General features: G+C 71.3%; 18 protein-coding genes. 14 read left to right on the top strand and 4 right to left on the bottom strand.

All coding sequences use genetic code 11. The features are described from left to right. The first annotated feature begins 2 nt into the window (after positions 1–2). The 3 genes from MUG78_RS00800 to mnmA are packed head-to-tail and all read left to right on the top strand — an operon-like array spanning position 3 to position 3,230. Entirely contained in the window at positions 3–1,013 is a 1,011-nt protein-coding gene (locus tag MUG78_RS00800; RefSeq protein WP_246991316.1) for a lysophospholipid acyltransferase family protein, read from the top strand. Next, positions 925–2,094 carry a cysteine desulfurase family protein gene (locus MUG78_RS00795; RefSeq protein ID WP_246991315.1) on the top strand — a complete coding sequence of 390 codons (1,170 nt, stop codon included), beginning with the start codon at positions 925–927 and terminating at the stop codon, positions 2,092–2,094. Before MUG78_RS00800 ends, MUG78_RS00795 begins: the two co-directional genes overlap by 89 nt. Continuing rightward, positions 2,094–3,230, top strand: coding sequence for a tRNA 2-thiouridine(34) synthase MnmA (mnmA, locus tag MUG78_RS00790; RefSeq protein WP_281499758.1), 1,137 nt, complete (start codon positions 2,094–2,096; stop codon positions 3,228–3,230). Before MUG78_RS00795 ends, mnmA begins: the two co-directional genes overlap by 1 nt. A 12-nt stretch (positions 3,231–3,242) precedes the next feature. On the opposite strand, the gene MUG78_RS00785 is transcribed toward mnmA, so the two are convergent. Next, positions 3,243–5,159 (bottom strand): N-6 DNA methylase, encoded by a 1,917-nt coding sequence (locus tag MUG78_RS00785; protein WP_246991313.1) that lies wholly within the window; start codon positions 5,157–5,159, stop codon positions 3,243–3,245. Positions 5,160–5,209: 50 nt separating this feature from the next. Between MUG78_RS00785 and MUG78_RS00780 the strand changes: the two genes are divergently transcribed. The 4 genes from MUG78_RS00780 to MUG78_RS00765 are packed head-to-tail and all read left to right on the top strand — an operon-like array spanning position 5,210 to position 9,074. Beyond that, a complete protein-coding gene (locus tag MUG78_RS00780; protein WP_308221315.1) occupies positions 5,210–6,238 on the top strand; it encodes a uroporphyrinogen decarboxylase/cobalamine-independent methonine synthase family protein in 1,029 nt (342 codons plus the stop codon). Further along, on the top strand, positions 6,235–7,485 hold the full coding sequence (locus MUG78_RS00775) for an MFS transporter (protein WP_246991311.1): 1,251 nt from the start codon (positions 6,235–6,237) through the stop codon (positions 7,483–7,485). The genes MUG78_RS00780 and MUG78_RS00775 overlap by 4 nt, the downstream gene beginning before the upstream one ends. Further along, entirely contained in the window at positions 7,482–8,249 is a 768-nt protein-coding gene (locus MUG78_RS00770) for a DsbA family protein (RefSeq protein WP_246991310.1), read from the top strand. Before MUG78_RS00775 ends, MUG78_RS00770 begins: the two co-directional genes overlap by 4 nt. A gap of 3 nt (positions 8,250–8,252) precedes the next feature. Beyond that, complete coding sequence (locus tag MUG78_RS00765; RefSeq protein WP_246991308.1) at positions 8,253–9,074, top strand: cytochrome c biogenesis CcdA family protein; 822 nt, start codon at positions 8,253–8,255, stop codon at positions 9,072–9,074. Here the strand turns inward: MUG78_RS00765 and MUG78_RS00760 are convergent. Beyond that, entirely contained in the window at positions 9,046–9,456 is a 411-nt protein-coding gene (locus MUG78_RS00760) for an MmcQ/YjbR family DNA-binding protein (protein ID WP_246991306.1), read from the bottom strand. The two genes, MUG78_RS00765 and MUG78_RS00760, sit on opposite strands and share 29 nt — an antisense overlap. Before the next feature lie 52 nt (positions 9,457–9,508). Between MUG78_RS00760 and ligA the strand changes: the two genes are divergently transcribed. Further along, a complete protein-coding gene (ligA, locus tag MUG78_RS00755; protein ID WP_246991304.1) occupies positions 9,509–11,560 on the top strand; it encodes an NAD-dependent DNA ligase LigA in 2,052 nt (683 codons plus the stop codon). Positions 11,561–11,640: 80 nt separating this feature from the next. Here ligA and MUG78_RS00750 read toward each other — a convergent pair whose 3' ends face one another. Continuing rightward, positions 11,641–12,306 (bottom strand): ACT domain-containing protein, encoded by a 666-nt coding sequence (locus MUG78_RS00750; RefSeq protein WP_246991302.1) that lies wholly within the window; start codon positions 12,304–12,306, stop codon positions 11,641–11,643. Between the two features lie 168 nt (positions 12,307–12,474). On the opposite strand from MUG78_RS00750, the gene gatC reads away from it, so the two are divergent. The 5 genes from gatC (at position 12,475) to gatB (ending at position 17,657) form a co-directional block, all read left to right on the top strand. Further along, a complete protein-coding gene (gatC, locus tag MUG78_RS00745) occupies positions 12,475–12,786 on the top strand; it encodes an Asp-tRNA(Asn)/Glu-tRNA(Gln) amidotransferase subunit GatC (RefSeq protein WP_246991300.1) in 312 nt (103 codons plus the stop codon). After that, a complete protein-coding gene (gene gatA / locus MUG78_RS00740) occupies positions 12,783–14,279 on the top strand; it encodes an Asp-tRNA(Asn)/Glu-tRNA(Gln) amidotransferase subunit GatA (RefSeq protein WP_246991298.1) in 1,497 nt (498 codons plus the stop codon). The genes gatC and gatA overlap by 4 nt, the downstream gene beginning before the upstream one ends. A 92-nt stretch (positions 14,280–14,371) precedes the next feature. Further along, positions 14,372–15,403: an ATP-dependent 6-phosphofructokinase gene (locus MUG78_RS00735; RefSeq protein ID WP_246991296.1), complete on the top strand. Its 1,032-nt coding sequence runs from the start codon at positions 14,372–14,374 to the stop codon at positions 15,401–15,403. A 1-nt stretch (position 15,404) separates the two neighbouring features. After that, positions 15,405–16,091 (top strand): DUF5701 family protein, encoded by a 687-nt coding sequence (locus MUG78_RS00730; RefSeq protein WP_246991294.1) that lies wholly within the window; start codon positions 15,405–15,407, stop codon positions 16,089–16,091. A gap of 60 nt (positions 16,092–16,151) precedes the next feature. Then, positions 16,152–17,657 carry an Asp-tRNA(Asn)/Glu-tRNA(Gln) amidotransferase subunit GatB gene (gene gatB, locus MUG78_RS00725; RefSeq protein ID WP_246991292.1) on the top strand — a complete coding sequence of 502 codons (1,506 nt, stop codon included), beginning with the start codon at positions 16,152–16,154 and terminating at the stop codon, positions 17,655–17,657. 81 nt (positions 17,658–17,738) lie between these two features. Here the strand turns inward: gatB and MUG78_RS00720 are convergent, their stop codons facing one another. Further along, on the bottom strand, positions 17,739–18,890 hold the full coding sequence (locus MUG78_RS00720; RefSeq protein WP_246991290.1) for a PQQ-dependent sugar dehydrogenase: 1,152 nt from the start codon (positions 18,888–18,890) through the stop codon (positions 17,739–17,741). A gap of 81 nt (positions 18,891–18,971) precedes the next feature. Between MUG78_RS00720 and MUG78_RS18215 the strand changes: the two genes are divergently transcribed. After that, a complete protein-coding gene (locus tag MUG78_RS18215) occupies positions 18,972–20,210 on the top strand; it encodes a DoxX family protein (RefSeq protein ID WP_246991288.1) in 1,239 nt (412 codons plus the stop codon). Positions 20,211–20,407: the final 197 nt, after the last annotated feature.

Below are 20,407 nucleotides of genomic sequence, written 5' to 3'. Positions count from 1 at the left end.
CGGTGGCCGCGGCCCCGGTGGCCCAAGCGGCGCAGACGACGGATCCGTGGGTTCCGGTCAGCGGGTGCGGGCCCCAGTGCGTCCCGCCCGAGCGGGATCGGGTGGGCGCGGTGCGGGTGGCGGGCCGCGTGTTGGCACTGGTGCTGGCCGGACTGATACTGCTGCCCGTCGGGCTGCTCACCGCTGCGTTGCCGCGGCGCGTCCGAAGCGGCTACTGGCGCCGCGCCGCGCGCTGGTGCCTGCGGGCAGTGGGGCTGCGACTGACGGTGACTGACCTGCGGCCGCGCGGTGCGCGCACGGTGCGCGGGGCGCTGGTGGTGGCCAACCACATCTCGTTCCTCGACGTCTTCGCGGTCGCCGCGGTGGCGCCCGCCCGTTTCGTGGCCAAACGCGAGGTGCTGGCGATGGGTGCCCTCACCCCGCTGCTGCGCTGCTTCGGCGTGCTGCCGCACCGGCGAGGTCTGCTGCGCGAACTGCGGTCCGATGTGCGTCGCGTGGCCCGCATCCTCGACCGGGGTCGCCCCGTGGTGGTCTTTCCGGAGGGCACCACCCGCTGCGGCATCGCCGCGGGCGCGTTCCGGTCGGCCTTCTTTCAGAGCGCGATCGACGCGGGCGTGCCGGTGCTGCCGATCGCCCTCCGCTATCACCGGGCGGGCACGACCGCTGTGGCGCCCGGATATCTGGGGGAGGACTCGGTGGTCGACACGTTGCGCCGAGTACTGAGCGCCCGCGGCCTCGTCGTCGCGGTGACGGTGCACCCGCTGCAACTGCCGGCCGGGGATCGTCGAGCCCTGGCGACGCGCTGCGGCGACCTGATCCGTCCGGAGCGAGCACCACGGGCGTGGGCAGTGCCGCTGCGCCGGAGTGACCTGGTCGTCGGCATTGGGCCGGGAAGGCCACCCGCGGCTATTCTGGACGGCGATCATGTCCGTGTATCTCGACAACGCCGCCTCCACCGCGCTGGTGCCCCAAGCACTCGCGGCGATGAGCGATGCCTGGAGTCGACCGGGTAACCCGATGTCACTCCACGACGCCGGTCGTCGGGCCCGACGCCTCCTGGAGGAGTCCCGAGAGACGATCGCCCGCTGCATCGGCGCGCGCCCGTCCGAGGTGATCTTCACCGCGGGCGGTACCGAGTCGGACAACCTCGCCGTGAAGGGCATCTATCGAGCCCGTCGTGCGCAGGACGAGCGACGACGCCGCCTGGTGATCTCCGCCGTGGAACACCACGCGGTGCTCGACCCGGCCCAGTGGCTGGCCGACCACGAGGACGCCGAACTGGTGATCCTGCCGGTCGACGCGCACGGCCGGGTGGATCCGGAGGACCTGCGCGCCGAACTCGCCGAGCACGCCGACGAGGTCGCGCTGATCTCGGTGATGTGGGCCAACAACGAGGTGGGCTGCCTGCAGCCGATCGCCGAACTCGCGGCGGCGGCGCGTGAACACGGGGTGCCGATGCATTCGGATGCGGTGGCCGCAGTGGGCCACGTGCCCGTCGATTTCGCCGCGAGCGGGCTGTCCGCGCTGAGCCTGGCCGCCCACAAGTTCGGCGGCCCGCAGGGCGGCGGTGCGCTGGTGCTGGGCCGCGACGTCGCCGCGCAGCCACTGCAGCACGGCGGCGGTCACGAACGCGACCTGCGGTCGGGGACCCAGGACGTGGCCGGCGCGGCAGGCATGGCCGCGGCCCTGCAGCGCGCCGTCGACCACCGCGACGAGGACGCCGCCGCGGTGACCGCGGTGCGCGATCGACTGCTCGCCGTGCTCGACACCCTCGACGGGGTGGCGGTGAACTCCGGACCCGAGGGGCTGCCCGGGGTGGTCCACGCCAGCTTCGACTCCTGCGAGGGCGACTCGCTGCTCATGCTCCTGGACGCCAAGGGCGTCCAGTGTTCCACCGGCTCGGCGTGCACGGCGGGCGTCGCCTCGGCCAGTCACGTGCTGCTCGCGATGGGTCTGGACCGCGCCGCGGCGCGCGGCTCGCTGCGGTTCTCGATCGGACCGGACAACACCGTCGCCGACATCGACCACGTCGCCGCCGTCCTGCCCGAGGCCGTGGGCCGCGCTCGCGCGGCCGGATTGATGGGAGTGCGCTGATGGCGGAACTCGAACCGAACACCGAATCGACCCCTGAGCCCCGTCGAAGGGTGCTCGTCGCGATGAGCGGCGGTGTCGACTCGTCGGTCGCCGCGGCCCGCGCCGTGGAGGCCGGCCACGACGTGGTGGGCGTGCACCTGGCGCTGTCGACCGCGCCGGGCGCGCTGCGTACCGGCTCGCGCGGCTGCTGCTCGCGCGAGGACGCCGACGATGCGCGCCGCGTGGCCGACATGCTCGGCATCCCGTTCTACGTGTGGGACTTCGCCGACCGCTTCAAAGAGGACGTGATCGACGAGTTCGTCGCCGCCTACGCCGCGGGCGAGACCCCGAATCCGTGCCTGAGCTGCAACGAGAAGGTCAAGTTCGCGGCGCTCGCCGAGCGGGCCGTCGCCCTGGGCTTCGACGCGCTGGCCACCGGTCATTACGCGCGCCTGGACGACGGCGAGCTGCGTCGTGCGGTGGACGCCGACAAGGATCAGTCGTACGTGCTCGCGGTGCTCGATCACGGTCAGCTGGGCCGGGCCATGTTCCCGATCGGGGACACCCCGAAGCCGCAGATCCGCGAGGAAGCCGAGCGGCGCGGCCTGCTCGTGGCGAACAAGCCCGACTCGCACGACATCTGCTTCATCCCGACCGGCGACACCAAGGCCTTCCTCGGTGCGCGCATCGGCGTGCGGCCCGGCGCGGTGGTCGACAAGAAGTCCGGCGAGCAACTCGCCGAGCACGACGGCGTGCACGGTTTCACCATCGGCCAGCGCAAGGGTCTCGGCATCGAGGCACCCGCCGTCGACGGCAGCCCGCGCTACGTGACCGCCATCGATCCGGGCACCGGGACGGTCACCGTCGGCACCGCCGAGGATCTGGAAGTGCACTCGATCAGCGCCACCAAGGCGATCTGGTCGTCCGGCGAGGTGCCCGCGGGGCCCGTCGAGTGCGTGGTGCAGGTGCGCGCCCACGGCGGTCTGGCCGACGCGGTCGCCACCCCCGTCGACGGCCCCGACGGCCCCGGCATCGAGATCGCGCTGCGGCAGCCGCTGCGCGGCGTCGCCCGCGGTCAGGCCGCGGTCCTGTACCTGCCGGACGCGGTCCACGGCGACCTGGTGCTCGGCTCGGGTCGTATCTCCGCGGCCGCCTGAACCCGCCCCGGGTCAGAGTTCGAAGGTCTCGCCGGCGGTCGCGGTCTCGAGTTCGCCCAGCAGACGGTCGCGGGCGGTGATCACCCGCGCGAACTCCTGGACGCGCGGGGTCCACGGCCCCGGCCCGCCGAGCAGCGGAATCTCCAGCTCGAAGAGGCGCTTTCCCAGGGTGCCCAGGGTGCTCTGCACGAACACCAGATCGCGGATGCGGTGCCGCACCGACGGCAGGGTCAGTGCGAACAGCAGCGCATACGGGTCCAGGTCCGGCGCGTCCGGGCTCACCGAGATCACCTGCAGGTGGCTCTGCACCAGGCTCCGGACGTTGCGCTCGGTGATCATGGCGGCGGCGCCGATCCGGTAGCGGCCGTCGACCACGATCAGCACGTCGCCGACCCGCAGGTCGATCGGCCCGCGATGCTCCCGGTACACCGCCTCGCTCACCGATTTGGTGGGATCGGTGGACACCTCGAAATTGTTGAGGTCGGAGGTGCGGATGAACGGGATGTCGCCGGTGCCGTAGGCCGCCGACCCCGGTTCGCGTCCCTTGCGCACGCGGATCAGGCCGGCCTCGCGCAGCTGCCCGAGTGTCACCCACTCGGCGCCGGCCAGGAGGGCCTGCTCGTCGGCGCTGCGCGGGGCGGGGCGCTCGAAGTAGCGCGGCACCAGATAGGTGTGGCCGGTCAGGTCCGCCGCCGACCAGGCCGTGGTGCCGTCGGCGCGGTGCGGATACGCCGCGGCGAGATCGGCGAAGTCGTCCGGATACGGCGCGCCGTCGGCGGTCACCGACTTGCCGCGGCGGTCGTGCCCGCAGTGCAGCGCCGCCGCGATCCACGTCGTCGCCTCGCCCCCGGCGTCGTCGGCGGTGGGGGTCTCCTCGTCGTTCTTGGTGAAGAACAGCACGTTGGTCTTGGTGTCGGTGCCCGGTTGGAAGGTGGTGCGCGGGCAGTCGAGGAGGGCGTCGACGGTGCCGCGGCGCCGCAGCCACGTCCACACGAAGCCGGAGCCCAGGTTGCCGAAGACGCCCTCGGGCAAGACGATGCCCATCCGGCCGCCCGGCCGCAGCAGCCGCACGCACAGTTCCACGAACAAGATCTGCGGATCGCGGCTCTTCTCCACCTGCTCGGTCTGCGTCCACGCTCCGGCGGTGTCCCGGGTCCAGACGTGCCCGAAGTCGTACCGCCGCAGCAGGTCCGGGTCGGTGACGCCGATCCGGGCGCCGAACGGCGGATTGGTGGCGACCACGTCGAACTGCTCGGTGCGCCCGTCGGCGTCGATCCACGCGGCCGGGTCCAGGGAGTTGCGGTGGAAGGCGCGGCCGTCGTCGCCGGCCACCATGGCCAGCAGCGCGGTCATCAGGCGGTAGAGGTCGAAGTCCTTGTCCGCGCCCACCACCTCGACGCGGGCCCCGCGGTCGGCGGCGTGGGCCACGGCCTCGGCGAGGAAGCCGCCGGAACCGGCGGACGGATCCACCACGCGCTCGCCGTCGGCCGGATCGAGCATCGTGACGATGGCCCGCACCAGGGTGCGCGGGGTGAAGAACTGGCCCTTCTCACCGCGGATACGCGGCCCGAGGACGGCCTGGAAGGCGTCGCCGACGATGTGCGCGGGCGCATCGTCGAGGGCGATGTCGGACAGGGCGCGCAGCGCGTCGCGGATCACCGCGTCGTCGTTGTGGAAAGCCTCGTCGGGGGCGATGGCACCGGGGAACTCGTGATGGGCCAGGTCGAGCAGCAGCGCCGGGTCGGCGCCGTCGAGCACCGACTGCCACACCTGCGTGCGGCCGGCGCGTTCGGCCGCCAGCTTCACCAGTAGCGCGAGCGTCATGTCCTCGACGATGCGCTCGGCGCGACTGCTCTGCCCGTTGGAGTAGAGGTGGAAGTAGAGGCTGCGGAAGGCCTCGCCGAGGTGCGAGTTCGAGGGCGAGGGCATGGCCTCATCCTAGGGCGGTGCGGTACGGCCGAGGAGATTAGGCTGGCGTGGTGAGCGAGCGTTCCGTACCGGCGGCCCCCCGGATCCCCGTGGCGACGGCGACCGGGATCGGTTCCATGCCGGGCACCGATCCCCGCGAGGCGGCGGCCGTCGTGACCGGCGAGCTGGGTCTGCCGCATCTGCCGGAACTGCCCGGCCGCGGGGTCGGCGGCGACCTCATCGGGCGCACCGCCGGTCTGCTCGTCGACGTTCCGGTGGACTACGTGCACCGCACCTACCGGTTGGCGGCGGCGCCCACCGTCGAGACCCGGCGGGCCCGCGACTACCTGCGCTGGGACGTCGACGCCGTCGAAGAGTGTTGGGAGACGAGCGGCCTCGGCGGCGAGCATGAGGTGCTGAAGATGCAGGCGTGCGGTCCGTACACCTTCGCCGCGCACGTGGAACTGCGCGGCGGCCACAAGGTGATCCGCGACGGCGGCGCCGTGCGCGACATCGCGGCCTCGCTGGCGGCCGGACTGGACGAGCAGGCGCAGGACCTGGAACGACGACTCGGCGTGCGGACCGTGGTGCAGGTGGACGAGCCGTCCATCGGTGCGGTCATCGACGGCACCGTGACCCCGCTGACCCGACTGGATCCGATCGCGCCGATCCCGGTGCCCGACCTGCAGGCCGGCCTGGAGACCTTCGCCGCACAGGTGCGGCGACCGATGCTGCTGCACAGTTGCGCGCAGCCGCGGTGGGACCTGCTCGCCGGTCTGCCGTCGTACGCGGTGTCGATGGATCTGACCCTCCTGACCGAGCGTGACTACGACGGGCTGGGCGCCCTGCTGGACAGCGGGCGGGTGCTGGCGGCGGGGGTAGTGCCGACCACCGATCCGGGACAGTCGCGCACGGAGTTGGTCGACGACCTGGTGGCCCGGCTGCAGGGGCTCGTCGACCGCATCGGCCTACCGCGCACCGTCTTACGTGATCAACTGCTGGTGACTCCGGTCTGCGGGCTCGCCGGCGCGAGCCCGGACTGGGCCGCGCGGGCGCTGGCCGTGGCCGGCGACGTGGCCGAGGGCGCGGCCACGCTGTGACGACGGCGATCGATCTGGCGAAGGTCCAGAGGCGCACCCTCGCGGTGGTGATCGCCAGCCAGGTGCTCGGTGGCGCCGGTCTGTCGGCGGGTGTGGCGGTGGGCGCTCTGCTGGCCCGCGACATGCTCGGCTCGGACGCCCTGTCGGGGCTGCCCGCCGCCGTGTTCACGCTGGGCTCGGCGGCCGCGGCGTTCGGCGTCGGCCGGATCGCGCAGCGTTCGGGTCGCCGGATCAGCCTGGCGATCGGCTTCGGTGCGGGTGCGCTCGGCGCGGTGGGCATCGTGATCGCGGCTGCGATCGGCAACATCCCGCTGCTCTTCGCCGCGCTGCTCGTGTACGGCTCGGGCACCGCGACCAACCTGCAGGCGCGCTACGCGGGCACCGACCTGGCCGCGCCGGACCGGCGCGGACGCGCGATCAGCGTCTCGCTGGCGGCCACCACGCTGGGCGCGGTGGCCGGCCCGAACCTGCTGACCCCCACCGGGGCATTCGCCGAGGCGATCGGCCTGCCGCGACTGAGTGGACCGTTCCTGCTCGCCGCGGTGGCCTACGGTGCCGCGGGCCTGATCTTCTATCTCCTGCTGCGCCCCGACCCGTTCCTGCTGGCCCGGGACGTGGCGGCACGCGCGGCCGACGACGACGCCGTCGAGGTAGAGGCCGGTGGCGCGTCCGCGCCGCGTTCGGCGTTGTACATCGGCGCCGCGGTGATGGTGACGGCGCAGATCGTGATGACCGGCGTGATGACGATGACACCGGTGCACATGGTCGACCTCGAGTACGGCCTCACCGCCGTCGGGGTGATCATCGGCGCGCACGTGGCTGCCATGTTCCTGCCGTCGCTGGTCACCGGTCCGCTCGTCGACCGAGTGGGGCGCGGGCCGATGGCGCTCGGCTCGGTGGTGCTGCTGGTGCTGGCCGGGCTGCTGGCGGCCTGGGCCCCGATGGATTCGTTGGGGCTGCTGGCGGTCGCGTTGATCCTGCTCGGACTCGGCTGGAACCTCGGACTGATCAGCGGCACCGCCCTTGTGGTGGACGCCACGTCGGCGCCGGAACGTCCCACGGTGCAGGGCTCCATCGACGTGCTGATCGCGCTCGCCGGGGCCGGGGCCGGGGCGTTAGCGGGTGTGGTGATGTCGGTGTTCGGGTTCGACGTGGTCGGCTATGTCGGCGCGGTCATCGCCGTTCTGCTGCTCCCGGTGCTGTGGATGTTGCGGCGCGCCGGGGCGTTCGGCAGGGTGGCGGTGTGACTGACCAGGCCGAACCGACGGAATCGACCGAATCGACCCCACCTCCCGCCTCGTCTGCGCCCCAGCGGCGCCGTCGACGCGACCTGGTGCTCCTCGGGGTGCTGGTACTGGTACTGATCGGGTTGATCGTCGCGCTCGTCGTCCGGAACGCCGGCTCCTCGGATCAGGCGTCGTCGACCACCGCATCCGCGGCACCGGCGACGTTCGGGCCGCTCGGCGACCTGTCCCGTCGCCAGGCCGACGATCCGCGCGCGCTGGGCGAGGTGGACGCGCCGGTCACCATGGTGGTCTTCTCCGACTTCCGCTGCCCGTTCTGCGCCGCCTACGCGCGCGACATCGAACCGCAGCTGATCGAGAAGTACGTCGACACCGGAAAACTGCGAATCGAATGGCGGGATCAACCGATCTTCGGCAAGGAGTCCGAGCTCGCCGCCCGCGCCGGATGGGCGGCCGCGGCGCAGGGCAAGTTCTGGGAGTTCACCACCGACGTCTACGCCGACGCGCCGCAGACCGGACACCCCGACCTGCCCATCGACGTCCTCGTCCAGCACGCCGAGGCCGTCGGGGTGCCCGACCTCGACCGCTTCCGGAGCGAGACGCTGAGCGATCGGTACGCTGCCGACATCGCCGCGGACGCCGCACCCACCGAGGAGTTCGGCATCATCGGCGTGCCCGCCTTCGTGATCGACGGCGAACCGATCGTCGGGGTGCGTCCGATCGAGACCTTCGAGGTGGTCATCGACCAGTACCTGGGCGGGCGCTGACACGTGGGTCAGATCGGTCTGGCCGGAGCGTTTCTCGGCGGGCTGCTCGCACTGCTCAGCCCGTGTGCGGCGCTGCTCCTGCCGTCGTTCTTCGCCTTCACCTACGACGGCGCCAAGTCGCTGATCTCGCGCACCGGGCTGTTCTTCCTCGGCCTGGTCGCCGTGCTGGCCCCGATCGGGGCGGGCGCCGCGGCGCTGGGCTCGCTGTTCACCGTCCACCGCGGCACCGTGACCATGATCGGCGCGATCGCGGTGATCGTCTTCGGCGTGCTGCTGATCGTCGGCAGCGGTTTCGGCTTCGGTCGCCTCTCCGGGCTCGCCGACAGCGTGCGCGTGGTGGGCCCGGCGTCGACGGTCGCCCTCGGCGCGGTCTACGCCTTCGCCGGCTTCTGCTCGGGGCCGCTGCTGGGCGCGGTGCTGACCGTGGGTCTGGTCAGCGGTGAGCCGGTGTACGGCGCCGCGGTGATGGTGGCCTACGCCGCCGGGATGACCGTGCCGCTGCTGCTGTTGGCCGCGTTCTGGACGCGCATCGGGCCCCGGGTGCGCGGGGTACTCCGCGGGCGGGAGATCACGGTGGGCCGCTTCACCCTGCACAGCACCTCGTTGATCTCCGGGCTGGCGCTGATCGCGATCGGCATTCTGCTGTGGGTCACCGAGGGCACCGCCTCACTCGGCGCCCCGGTCGGCGCCGACACCCAGCTGCGGTGGCAGGCGCAGGTGGCCGAGTGGGCCGATGCGTTCAGCAATCTCGCGGTGCTCACCCTGCTGGTCGCGGCGGCCGTGGTGGCGCTCGCGATCAGGGTCGTGGTGCGTCGCCGGAGCTGATCGGCAACTGGGCGACGGCGCGTTTCGGAGCGATCTGCCGGAAGCTCGCGTCGAGGAGTTCGGCCACTTCCGTCCAGTCCGACTCGGCGGACAGTTCCAGGCCGAGCCATCCGTAGGCCCCCACGTACGAGGGCACGAAGAAGCGTTCGTCCTGCGCGAGGGCCTGCTGTTCGCTGGGGTCGGGAATGAACAGCAGTGCGGTGGGCAGCGGCGTCTTCGTCGCACCTTTGCGGGAGCCGCCGTACATCGCGAACATCTTGCCGCAGCGGAAGGTCGGCCGCCCGTGCGCGACCTGCTCGGTGGCCTCCGGCAAGGAGAGGGCGATCTCCCGGACCCGCGCGAGGACGGGGTCGGCGTCGTCGAACATGATCGGATGCGGCATGGTACTCAGCCTACGGCGGGAGCGTGTCGGGCGGGGCGACTAGAATTCTGCTGTGACGAACCCGCAGCAGAAGAATGCGCAGCAGGAGTGGGCCGAGCTGGCCGACGAAATCCGTGACCACCAGTTCCGCTATTACGTCAACGACGCGCCGATCATCGCCGACGCCGAGTTCGATGCGCTGCTGCGACGACTGCAGAAGCTCGAGGACGAGCACCCCGAACTCGCGGTCCCCGACTCGCCGACCAAGCTGGTCGGCGGTGGCTTCTCCACCGCGTTCACCCCCGTCGATCACCTCGAGCGGATGATGTCGCTGGACAACGTCTTCGACGCCGACGAACTGCGCACGTGGATCTCGCGCACCGAGGCCGACGCCGGCGCCGACATCGACTTCCTGTGCGAGCTCAAGATCGACGGCGTGGCTCTCTCGCTGGTCTACGAGGACGGCCGACTGGTGCGCGGCGTGACCCGCGGCGACGGCCGGACCGGTGAGGACGTCACCCTCAACGCGCGCACCATCGTCGGCGTCCCGCACGTGCTGACCTCCACCGACGAGTACCCGGTGCCCGCGCTGCTGGAGGTGCGCGGCGAGGTCTATTTCCGGCTGGAGGACTTCCAGAAGCTCAACGCCTCCCTCGTGGAGGCGGGCAAGGCGCCGTTCGCGAATCCGCGGAACTCGGCGGCCGGGTCGCTGCGGCAGAAGAACCCGCAGATCACCGCGCAACGCAACCTGCACATGATCTGCCACGGCGTGGGCCGGATCGACGGCTGGCGACCGACGTCGCTGCACGAGATCTACCTGGCGCTGACCGCGTGGGGCCTGCCGGTGTCCGCGCACACCACCAAGGCGGTCGGCGCGCAGGCCGTGGCGGACACCGTGGCCTACTGGGGCGAGAACCGGCATTCGGTGGAGCATGAGATCGACGGCCTCGTGGTGAAGGTCGACGACACCGCGCTCCAGCGTCGCCTCGGATCCACGTCCCGGGCCCCGCGCTGGGCGATCGCCTACAAGTACCCGCCGGAGGAGGTCACCACCGAACTGCTCGACATCAAGGTCGGCGTCGGACGCACCGGGCGCGTGACGCCGTGGGCGGACATGACGCCGGTGCTGGTGGCCGGGTCGACGGTGGCGCGGGCCACCCTGCACAACGCCTCGGAGGTCAAGCGCAAGGGCGTGCTGATCGGTGACACCATCACCATCCGCAAAGCCGGCGACGTGATCCCCGAGGTCCTCGGCCCGGTGGTGGATCTGCGCGACGGCACCGAACGCGAATTCGTGATGCCCACGCACTGCCCGGAATGCGGCTCCGAGCTGCGGCCGGAGAAGGAGAGCGACGTCGACATCCGCTGCCCCAACGCGCATCGCTGCCCGGCGCAGCTGCGCGAGCGGCTGTTCCACCTGGCCGGTCGCGGGGCCTTCGACATCGATGCGCTCGGCTACGAAGGCGCCAACGCGCTGCTGACCGGCAAGGTGATCGAGGACGAGGGAGACCTGTTCGCGCTCACCGCCGACGACCTGGCGGCGACGTCGTTCTACACCAACAACTCCGGTGGGCTCTCGGCGAACGGTCAGCGGCTCCTGCAGCACCTGCAGACCGCCAAGGACGTCCCGCTGTGGCGGGTGCTGGTGGCGCTGTCGATCCGGCACGTCGGACCCACCGCCGCTCGCGCACTGGCCACCGGCTTCGGTTCGCTGGAGGCCATCGAGGCGGCGAGTGTCGAGGACCTCGCGCAGGTCGACGGCGTCGGGGAGACCCTGGCCACCAGCATTCGGGACTGGTTCGACGTCGACTGGCGCAGGGAGATCGTCGCCAAGTGGCGTGCGGCCGGCGTCTCGATGGCCGACGAGGTGGACGAGTCGATCGCCCGCACGCTGGAGGGCAAGACCATCGTGGTGACCGGTTCGCTGGTGGACTACACGCGCGACGGCGCCAAGGAGGCGATCATCGCGCGCGGCGGCAAGGCCTCCGGCTCGGTGTCGAAGAAGACCGACTACGTGGTGATCGGCGACGCCCCGGGCAGCAAGGCGGCCAAGGCCGAGCAGCTCGGCGTGCCGATCCTCGACGAGGAGGCCTTCACCCGCCTCCTGGAGACCGGCGCCCCGTAAAGCGCACCGCACGGTGCCTGTTGCCGTCTGCTGCAGTCACCAGGCGACTGCACCAGACGGCAACGCGGTCGGAGCGGGGCTCAGTCCGACTGGATCAGGCCGGAGAGGATACCGGTGAGGTGGCCGAGGCGAGCCACCTCGCTGGGGCGGAACGCCGGCCCGCCGACGCGACCGAGCAGCAGGGCCTTGCCGCTGCGGCCTAGCGGGGCGGCCGCCAGGGTGGTCGCGAGTTCCTGCCACGGTGCGGGCACCCAGTCGGCGTCGGCGTCGAGTTCGCGTGCCTCGCTCAGCGGCAGCCAGTCCGCGCGCGTCAACGGCGTCTCCGGTGCGGCCCCGCTGGCGGCCAGCTGCACCGGCTCGTCGCCGGACTGGGCCACCACCGTCGCCCACGACACGTGCAGGCTGCGGGGAGCGAGATCGACGAGGACCTGCAGCCGGTCGCGGCGTGCGGCGGCCACGGCATCGATCAGTTCCAGTTCCTGGTGCAGGTCGAGCTTGCCGACGAACGGCCGCAGCGAATCCACGGTGACGCCCTCGACCGACTCCGCGGCGGTGATCAGCGTGTCCGGCAGCGAACCGTTGGGCAGCTCCACCACGACGTCGTCGACCGCGAAACCGTCGCCGCGTTCGATCACCTCCAGGGAGCGGATGTCCGCGCCCACCGTGCCGAGCGCCATCGCGAGCAGCCCGAGGCTGCCGGGTCGATCGGTCAAGGTCACGCGCAGAAGGTAAGACACGGCTTCCATTATTCGAACCCTTGTTGCGGCGTCGTTACGCCGCGGTTGCGGGCGCCGCGAGTCGGCGCACGGTGACGCGAGTCATAGGCCCACGCTACCGACGCGAGGGCCGCGGCGCAGGAGTGTGCGGGCGGGCCCTAGGCTGGACACATCGCACGAGTACGAAAGGAGCCTCCGATGCCATCGCAGTCTGAGCCCACCATCAGCAGGACCGAGGTCGCGCACCTGGCGCGTCTGTCGCGTCTGGCCCTGACCGACGACGAACTCGACCAGTACGCCGCGCAACTGGACTCGATCCTGGGCCACGTGGCCCAGGTGTCCGAGGTGGCCGCCGACGATGTTCCGCCGACCGCCCACCCGGCGGACCTGCGCCACGTGGTCCGGGAGGACGTCGTGGTTCCCGGGTTGACCGTGGAGGAGGCCCTGTCCGGGGCGCCGGCCGTCGAGCAGGACCGTTTCGCCGTTCCGCAGATCCTCGGGGAGGAATGACCACCGTGAGCACGCGTACCGCCAATGAGGTCACCGGCCTGTCCGCCGCCGACCTGGCCGCCAAGATCGCCGACCGCGAACTGTCGTCGGTGGAGGTGACCCAGGCCCATCTCGACCGCATCGCCGAGATCGACGGGGAGCTGGGCGCGTTCCTGCACGTCGGGGCCGACGCCGCCCTGGCCGCCGCGCGCGCCGCCGACGAGTCGATCGCCGCGGGCGAGGCCACGTCCTCGCTGACCGGTGTGCCGATCGCCCTCAAGGACGTCTTCACCACCGTCGACGCGCCGACCACCTGCGGCTCCAAGGTGCTCGAGAACTGGACGGCGCCGTACGACGCGACGCTGACCACGCGGCTGCGCGCCGCCGGCATCCCGATCCTCGGCAAGACCAACATGGACGAGTTCGCGATGGGCTCGTCCACCGAGAACTCCGCCTACCAGGTGACCCGCAACCCGTGGGACGTCGAGCGCGTCCCCGGCGGCTCCGGCGGCGGCAGCGCCGCGGCCCTGGCGTCGTATCAGGCGCCGCTCGCGATCGGCACCGACACCGGCGGCTCCATCCGCCAGCCCGCCGCGGTCACCGCGACCGTCGGCGTGAAGCCGACCTACGGCACCGTCTCCCGCTACGGCCTGGTGGCCTGCGCGTCGTCGCTCGATCAGGGCGGACCGTGCGGCCGCACCGTGCTCGACACCGCGCTGCTGCACGAGGTGATCGCCGGATTCGATCCGCGCGACTCGACGTCGATCGACGTCGCCGTGCCCGACGTGGTGGGTGCGGCCCGCGCCGGCGCCACCGGCGATCTGACCGGTGTGCGCGTGGGCGTGGTGAAGCAGCTGCAGGGCGAGGGCTACCAGCCCGGCGTCCTCGAATCGTTCGAGAAGGCGTGCGAGGTGCTGCGTGCGCAGGGCGCGACCATCGTCGAGGTGGACTGCCCGCACTTCGAGTACGCGCTCGGCGCCTACTACCTGATCCTGCCGTCGGAGGTCTCCAGCAATCTCGCCCGCTTCGACGCCATGCGCTACGGCCTGCGCGTCGGCGACGACGGCAAGCACAGCGCCGACGAAGTGATGGCGCTGTCCCGCGAGGCCGGTTTCGGCCCCGAGGTGAAGCGTCGCATCATGATCGGCACCTACGCCCTGAGCTCGGGCTACTACGACGCCTACTACGGCCAGGCACAGAAGGTCCGCACCCTCATCGCGCGGGACTTCGCCAAGGCCTACGAGACCGTCGACGTGCTCGTCTCGCCGACCACCCCGCAGACGGCGTTCAAGCTGGGGGAGAAGGTCGACGATCCGCTGTCGATGTACCTGTTCGACCTGTGCACGCTGCCGGTGAACCTCGCGGGCAACGCCGCCATGTCGGTGCCGTCGGGCCTGTCGTCGGCCGACGGCCTGCCGGTGGGCCTGCAGATCATGGCGCCCGCCCTGGCCGACGACCGGCTGTACCGGGTCGGCGCGGCCTACGAGGCGGCGCGCGGACCGATCGTCGGCTGAGCTCGGAGCGTCCGGTAGCCGGGCTCGCCGGATTCTGGTCGAATGGGAGCATTCGCCGGCGGTCGGCGGCGCGGTGACAGGGAGGTCGGACGTTGGCTCGGTACGGGATTCTCACCTCGGGCGGTGACTGCCCGGGATTGAACGCGGTGATCCGCGGGACGGTTCTGCAGGGCAGCACGGTGCACGGCCAGGAGTTCGTCGGCTTCCGCGACGGCTATCGCGGACTGGTCTACGGCGACATCCGGCCGCTGAATCGGCTTGCGGTGCGCGGCATCTCGCGCAACGGCGGCACGATCCTCGGCACCAGCCGGTTCGGGCCGTACTCCGAACCCGACGGCGGTCCGGAGAACATCAAGAAGGTCCTCGAACGCCTCGACATCGACGGCGTCATCGCCATCGGCGGCGACGGCACCATGGCCGCGGCCAACCGCCTCTACGAGGACGGCATCCCGATGGTCGGCGTGCCCAAGACCATCGACAACGACCTGGAAGCCACCGACTACACCTTCGGCTTCAGCACGGCGGTGGAGATCGCGACCGACGCCGCCGACCGGCTGCGCACCACCGGCGACTCGCACCAGCGGTGCATGGTGCTCGAGGTGATGGGTCGGCACGCAGGCTGGATCGCGATCTACGCCGGCGTCGCCGCCGGCGCGCACGTCACGCTGATCCCGGAGGCGCCCGAGACGCTCGAGCAGATCTGCACGTGGGTCGCCCACGCCGCTGAACGCGGCCGCGGCCCGCTGGTCATGGTGGCCGAGGGCTTCACCCTGCCGGAGATGGACGACCCGCACTCGGTCAAGGGTATGGACGAGTTCGACCGCCCCCGACTCGGTGGCATCGGCGAGGTCCTCGCACCCCTCATCCAGGAGCGCACCGGCATCCAGACGCGCGCCACCACCCTCGGCTACATCCAGCGCGGCGGCGTGCCCACCGCGTTCGACCGCGTGCTCGGCACCCGCTTCGGCCAGGCCATCAGCGATGTCATCGCCGACGGCCAGTGGGGGCAGATGGTGGCGCTGCGCGGCACCCAGATCGAGCGGGTGCCGTTCGAAGCGGCCGTCGGGCACATCAAGTCGGTGCCGTTGGACTTCTACGAGGGCGCCCGCGCGCTCTTCGGCTGACATGACCGATCGGCCCGTGCTGCCGCCGGTCCTCGAGCAGGCCCGACGCCTCGTCGCGCTCGGTGTCGCCGAACGCGCCGGGTTCGACGGCGACGACTTCCTGGCCCGCGCCGCCGCACTGGCCGGTCCCGAGGACGACGAGCGGCTGCTCGTCGTCGATCCGACGCTGGCGCCGCCGTCGGCGCTGGCACCGTTGATGCGCCTGCCCGCGCACGACGTCGACGGGGCCAAGGAGGGCTTCGTGGTGGTCGACATGACCGACGTCGACCGCTTCGCTCCACTGCCCGAGGTGTCGGTGCCGACCGGCCCGCTGTACGTGGTGACCGGCCTCGATCGCGGCGACGACTACGCCAACCGCACACCGAACGAGACGCTGCCGGAACTGCTCGCCGCCGGTCGCACCCCGCTGCTGCTGCACGAAGCGATCACCTGGGCGCTGCAGACACCGCAGGTGGTGGCGCCCAACCGCTGCTACATGGCGATCGGCTCCCGGATCCGCAAAGCCGACGGCACGCTCGACGCACGCACCCCGGCGGTGTGGATCTCCGCAGGCACCGGCCGCGATGGCGCAGCCCGCAAGGGAGCGCCGAAAGTGGGCTGGTGCTGGGCCGGAAACCGACACACGTGGCTGGGCATCGCGTCCGCGCAGGGACGTGCGGGCGGGTCCGCGGCGTCGTCGGCGGGCTGACGCACCTCCAGTGGGCTGGCGGGCCACGCCCCGCATCGGGCCCCAGATACGATGGTGACCATGAGTGTGGCTACCGACGACCTGATGGACTTCGACGAGGCTCTGCAGCGATTCGATCCCGTGATGGGCATGGAGGTGCACGTCGAACTCGGCACCGCGTCGAAGATGTTCTGCGGCTGCCCCACCACCTTCGGCGGTGACCCCAACACGCAGGTGTGCCCGGCGTGCCTCGGCCTGCCCGGCTCGCTGCCGGTGGCCAACAGCAAGGCCATCGAGTCGGCCGTCCGCATCGGGCTGGCCCTGAACTGCTCGATCCGCGAGTCGAGCGTGTTCGCGCGGAAGAACTACTTCTACCCGGACCAGCCGAAGAATTACCAGATCAGCCAGTACGACGAGCCCATCGCCTACGAGGGCTACCTCGACGTGGTGCTCGACGACGGCACCACCTGGCGGGTGGAGGTGGAGCGCGCCCACATGGAGGAGGACACCGGGAAGTCGCTGCACGTCGGCGGCAGCACCGGCCGCATCCACGGCGCCAGCCACTCGCTGCTCGACTACAACCGCGCCGGCGTGCCACTGGTGGAGATCGTCTCCAAGCCGATCACCGGGGCCGGCGAGCGCGCACCGGAGGTGGCCCGCGCCTACGTCACCGCGCTGCGCGACCTGCTCCGCGCCCTTGACGTCTCCGACGTCCGGATGGACCAGGGATCCATGCGCTGCGACGTGAACTTGTCGCTCATGGCCAAGGACGCCACCGAATTCGGCACCCGCACCGAGACCAAGAACGTGAACTCGCTCAAGAGCGTCGAAGCGGCCGTCACCTACGAGATCCGTCGCCAGGGTGCGCTGCTGGCGGCTGGCGGCGAGATCATCCAGGAGACCCGGCACTTCCACGAGGCCGACGGCAGCACCTCCGCCGGTCGCCGCAAGGAGACCGCCGAGGACTACCGCTACTTCCCGGAGCCGGACATGCCGCCGGTGATCTCCGAGCCCGCCTGGGTGGACGAGCTGCGGGGCACGCTGCCCGAGCTGCCGTGGGTGCGTCGCGCCCGCATCCAGGCCGACTGGGGCGTCTCCGACGAGGTGATGCGCGACCTGGTGAACGTCGGCGCCGTGGAACTGATCATGGCGACCGCGGAGGCCGGGGCCAGCCCGGACGCCGCCCGCAGCTGGTGGGTGTCGTTCCTGGCACAGCAGGCCAACACCCGCGACACCGAACTCGACGGTCTCGCCATCACCCCGGCGCAGGTCGCCGAGGTGATCGGCCTCGTCGACGAGGGCAAGCTCACCAACAAGCTCGCCCAGCAGGTGGTCGTCGCCGTGCTCGACGGCGAAGGCGAACCGGCGCAGATCGTCGCCGAGCGCGGCCTCGAAGTGGTGCGCGACGACTCGGCGCTGCAGAAGGCCGTCGACGATGCCCTCGCCGCCAACCCGGACATCGCCGACAAGATCCGCAGCGGCAAGGTGCAGGCCGCGGGCAAGATCGTCGGCGACGTGATGAAGGCGACCCGCGGTCAGGCCGACCCGGCCCGCGTCAAGGAACTGGTCCTGGCCGCCTGCCAGTAGGCACCGCACAGCGAACAACCCGGTACCCGCAGAGTCTGCGGGCACCGGGCCGTCGTGGTTCGCCGGTGCGGCGAAGACCGGTCAGGTGTTGTCGTCGGCTGACGAGCCGCTGCTGGTGTAGATCGCGACGCGGTCGTTGGTACTGGTGGGCGGAGCGCCGGACACCGTCTTGTTGATGGTGGCGATCTGCATCGCCGGGCCGAACGACGTCATCCGGCCCACCGCGCCGTACTGCTCCTTGACGTCGCCCTGCTGCGGAGTGCCCACGGCCGGGTTCGCGTTCGACGGTGCCGACAGCGAATCGATGCGGAACGCCTTGGCCATCGACACCGAGATCACGCCGCCCGCGACGGCGCAGCCGGTGATCCCCGGCCGCTCCGGCCACGACCACAGGGTGCGCACGCCGCCGGCCTCCACCTGCTGCAGCCGGTCGCCCTCCGGGCCGCTGTCGGCGACATACAGACTGCCGCTCTCGAGATCCGGGCACAGTGCCACGTTGGATCCGAAACCGGAGGCGATGATCTTGGGCCGCGGCTCACTGAGATTCGGGTCGATGGTGAACACCTTGCCGGCCAGCGATCCCGGGTTGTTAGCCGCTGCCGCATTGCCCGCGTTGCCGGTCGCCACCCGCAGCTCGGTGGGGGACACGAAGCTGATCGAGCCCATGTTGCCGGTCGCGCCCTTGGGGATGCCGGTCAGAATCGGCTTCACCGAATCGCCCGACGCGATCCGCACCACCCGATTGTCCGAACCGGTGCTGATCAGCGCGTAGATCATCTGATCCTGCAGATAGGTGGGCGACAACTCGAAGTCGATCAGGCCGCCGTCACCGCCGCCGTCGACCGGCACCGTCGCCACCGTCCGCTGCGGCCCGAACCGCTGGGAGATGATGATCTTGCCGGTGGTGCGCTCGGCCACGTAGGTGCTCTTGCCCTCCGGATCGGCCGGGCGCACGCCGCTCGTCGTGCCCAGGCAGGTCGCGATCACCGCCGGATTGGGGTCCACGCACGGCCCGCTCGGCGGGGGCTGATCGTCCTCGGTGGGCGGCGGCGGAGGCGGCGGCTGCTGCGGCCCGCCACCGCCGTCGGGCATCGTCGTGAAGCTCCCGGCGTTGGCCGAGCGTTCCTGATCGCTGAAGTCGGCGCAGCCGGTCGCCGACAACACGGTGATCGCCGCCACCGCGGTGACCGCGAGCGCGCGGCGGGCGGGGAGTCCCGGGATCGGCAAGGGCATGACACAACACTATGCGATCGTTACCAAATCGTCGGGTGGCGATCCCCCTGCAGCCGCGCGAGCGCACCTACCCTCGGATGGGTGAGTAGTTCAGACGACGCCCGACCGGCGCGGCGACCGCAGCCCGACCGGGATTCCTTCTACGACAAGCATGCGCGACCGAAGTCGCGGCCGGCGGCCGACCCCGTCGTCGACGACGACGTCCCCGCGACCACCATCATCAACACCGGCGACGACGACCTGCCCACCGTGCAGATCCAGTCCGCTGCCGACGCGACCGTCCCCGACGCGGGTGACGGCGCATCCGACGCAGGCTCGAGCCACGGCACGGTCGTCGCCGGCTCGAGCCATGGCAAGACCGTCGCCGGCAAGACCTTTGCGAAAGACACCGTCGACGAGGACACCGTCGACGAGGACACCGTTGACGAGGACACCGGCACGACCGAGACCGCCGCGGTGCGGTCCACCCGCACCGACGTGCGCAGCGACTCCGACACCGTGGTGACCGAGCCGTTCGTCGACGTCGAGGACGACGCCAACGACGAAACCGTGGCCGCGCAGAAGCGGCGTGCCGCCGAGCACCTCACCGAGGAGCCACTGCCCTACATCGAGCCGCAGCCCACCACGCCCCTCGACTGGGACGACGTGACCGCGGTGCCGGCCGCCGCGTCCGCCTACGCGGACGAGCCGGTGGCACCGGTCGTCGACGAGCACCGTGAGCTCGACCAGGACGCCGACACCGCACCCGTCGGCCGCGGCACCGCCGACCTCGGTCTGCTGATCCTCCGCGTCGTCGTCGGCATCGTGTTCGTGATGCACGGCCTCCAGAAACTCACCACCTGGACGTGGCTCGACGGCTTCGGCATCGACGGCTTCGCGGCCTTCCTCGCCAACACCGCGCCCGGCGCCGACGCGAACCTCGGCTTCGATCCCGACGTCACCCGTACGCTCGCCCTGCTCGGCGGCCTCACCGAGACCATCGGCGGCGCCTTCCTCATCCTCGGCCTGATCACGCCCATCGCCGGCTCCGCCGTGCTCGGCGTGATCCTGGTGGCCACCGCCTACAAGATGACGCTCGCCGGCGGAGTCTGGTTCTTCACCTCGCAGGGCGGCGGCGGCGTCGAGTACGAGTTCGTGCTCGCCGCGGCAGCGGTCGCGCTCATCCTGTGCGGACCGGGTACCTACTCGTTCGACCGCCAGTGGGGCTGGTCGCGTCGACCCGCCTGGGGCTCGGCGGCGTGGCTGATCATCGCGATCGCCGCGGCGGTGGCGGTGTGGGTTGTGTTCAATGGGTCCAACCCGCTCCTCGTCGGGGCCTGATTCTTCACTGGTCTTCGTGTCCGTGAGTGCGGGCGCGATCGATTCTCACGAGTCCTCGCCGAGGCGGCCCGAGGGTGTGGTCGCAGCTCGTAGGTGTCGGCTGCGCAGGGCCAACGGGCTCGTCGTCGGGTCCGGTTCTGTCGTGTCGGTGAGTGCGGGCGCGATCGATTCTCACTAGTCCTCGCCGAAGCGGCCCG

The organism is Gordonia alkaliphila (genome assembly GCF_023017165.1).
Lineage (GTDB): Bacteria > Actinomycetota > Actinomycetes > Mycobacteriales > Mycobacteriaceae > Gordonia > Gordonia alkaliphila.
Note: the sequence above shows the minus strand (reverse complement) of the source record. Positions and strands in the feature narration are given on the sequence as shown.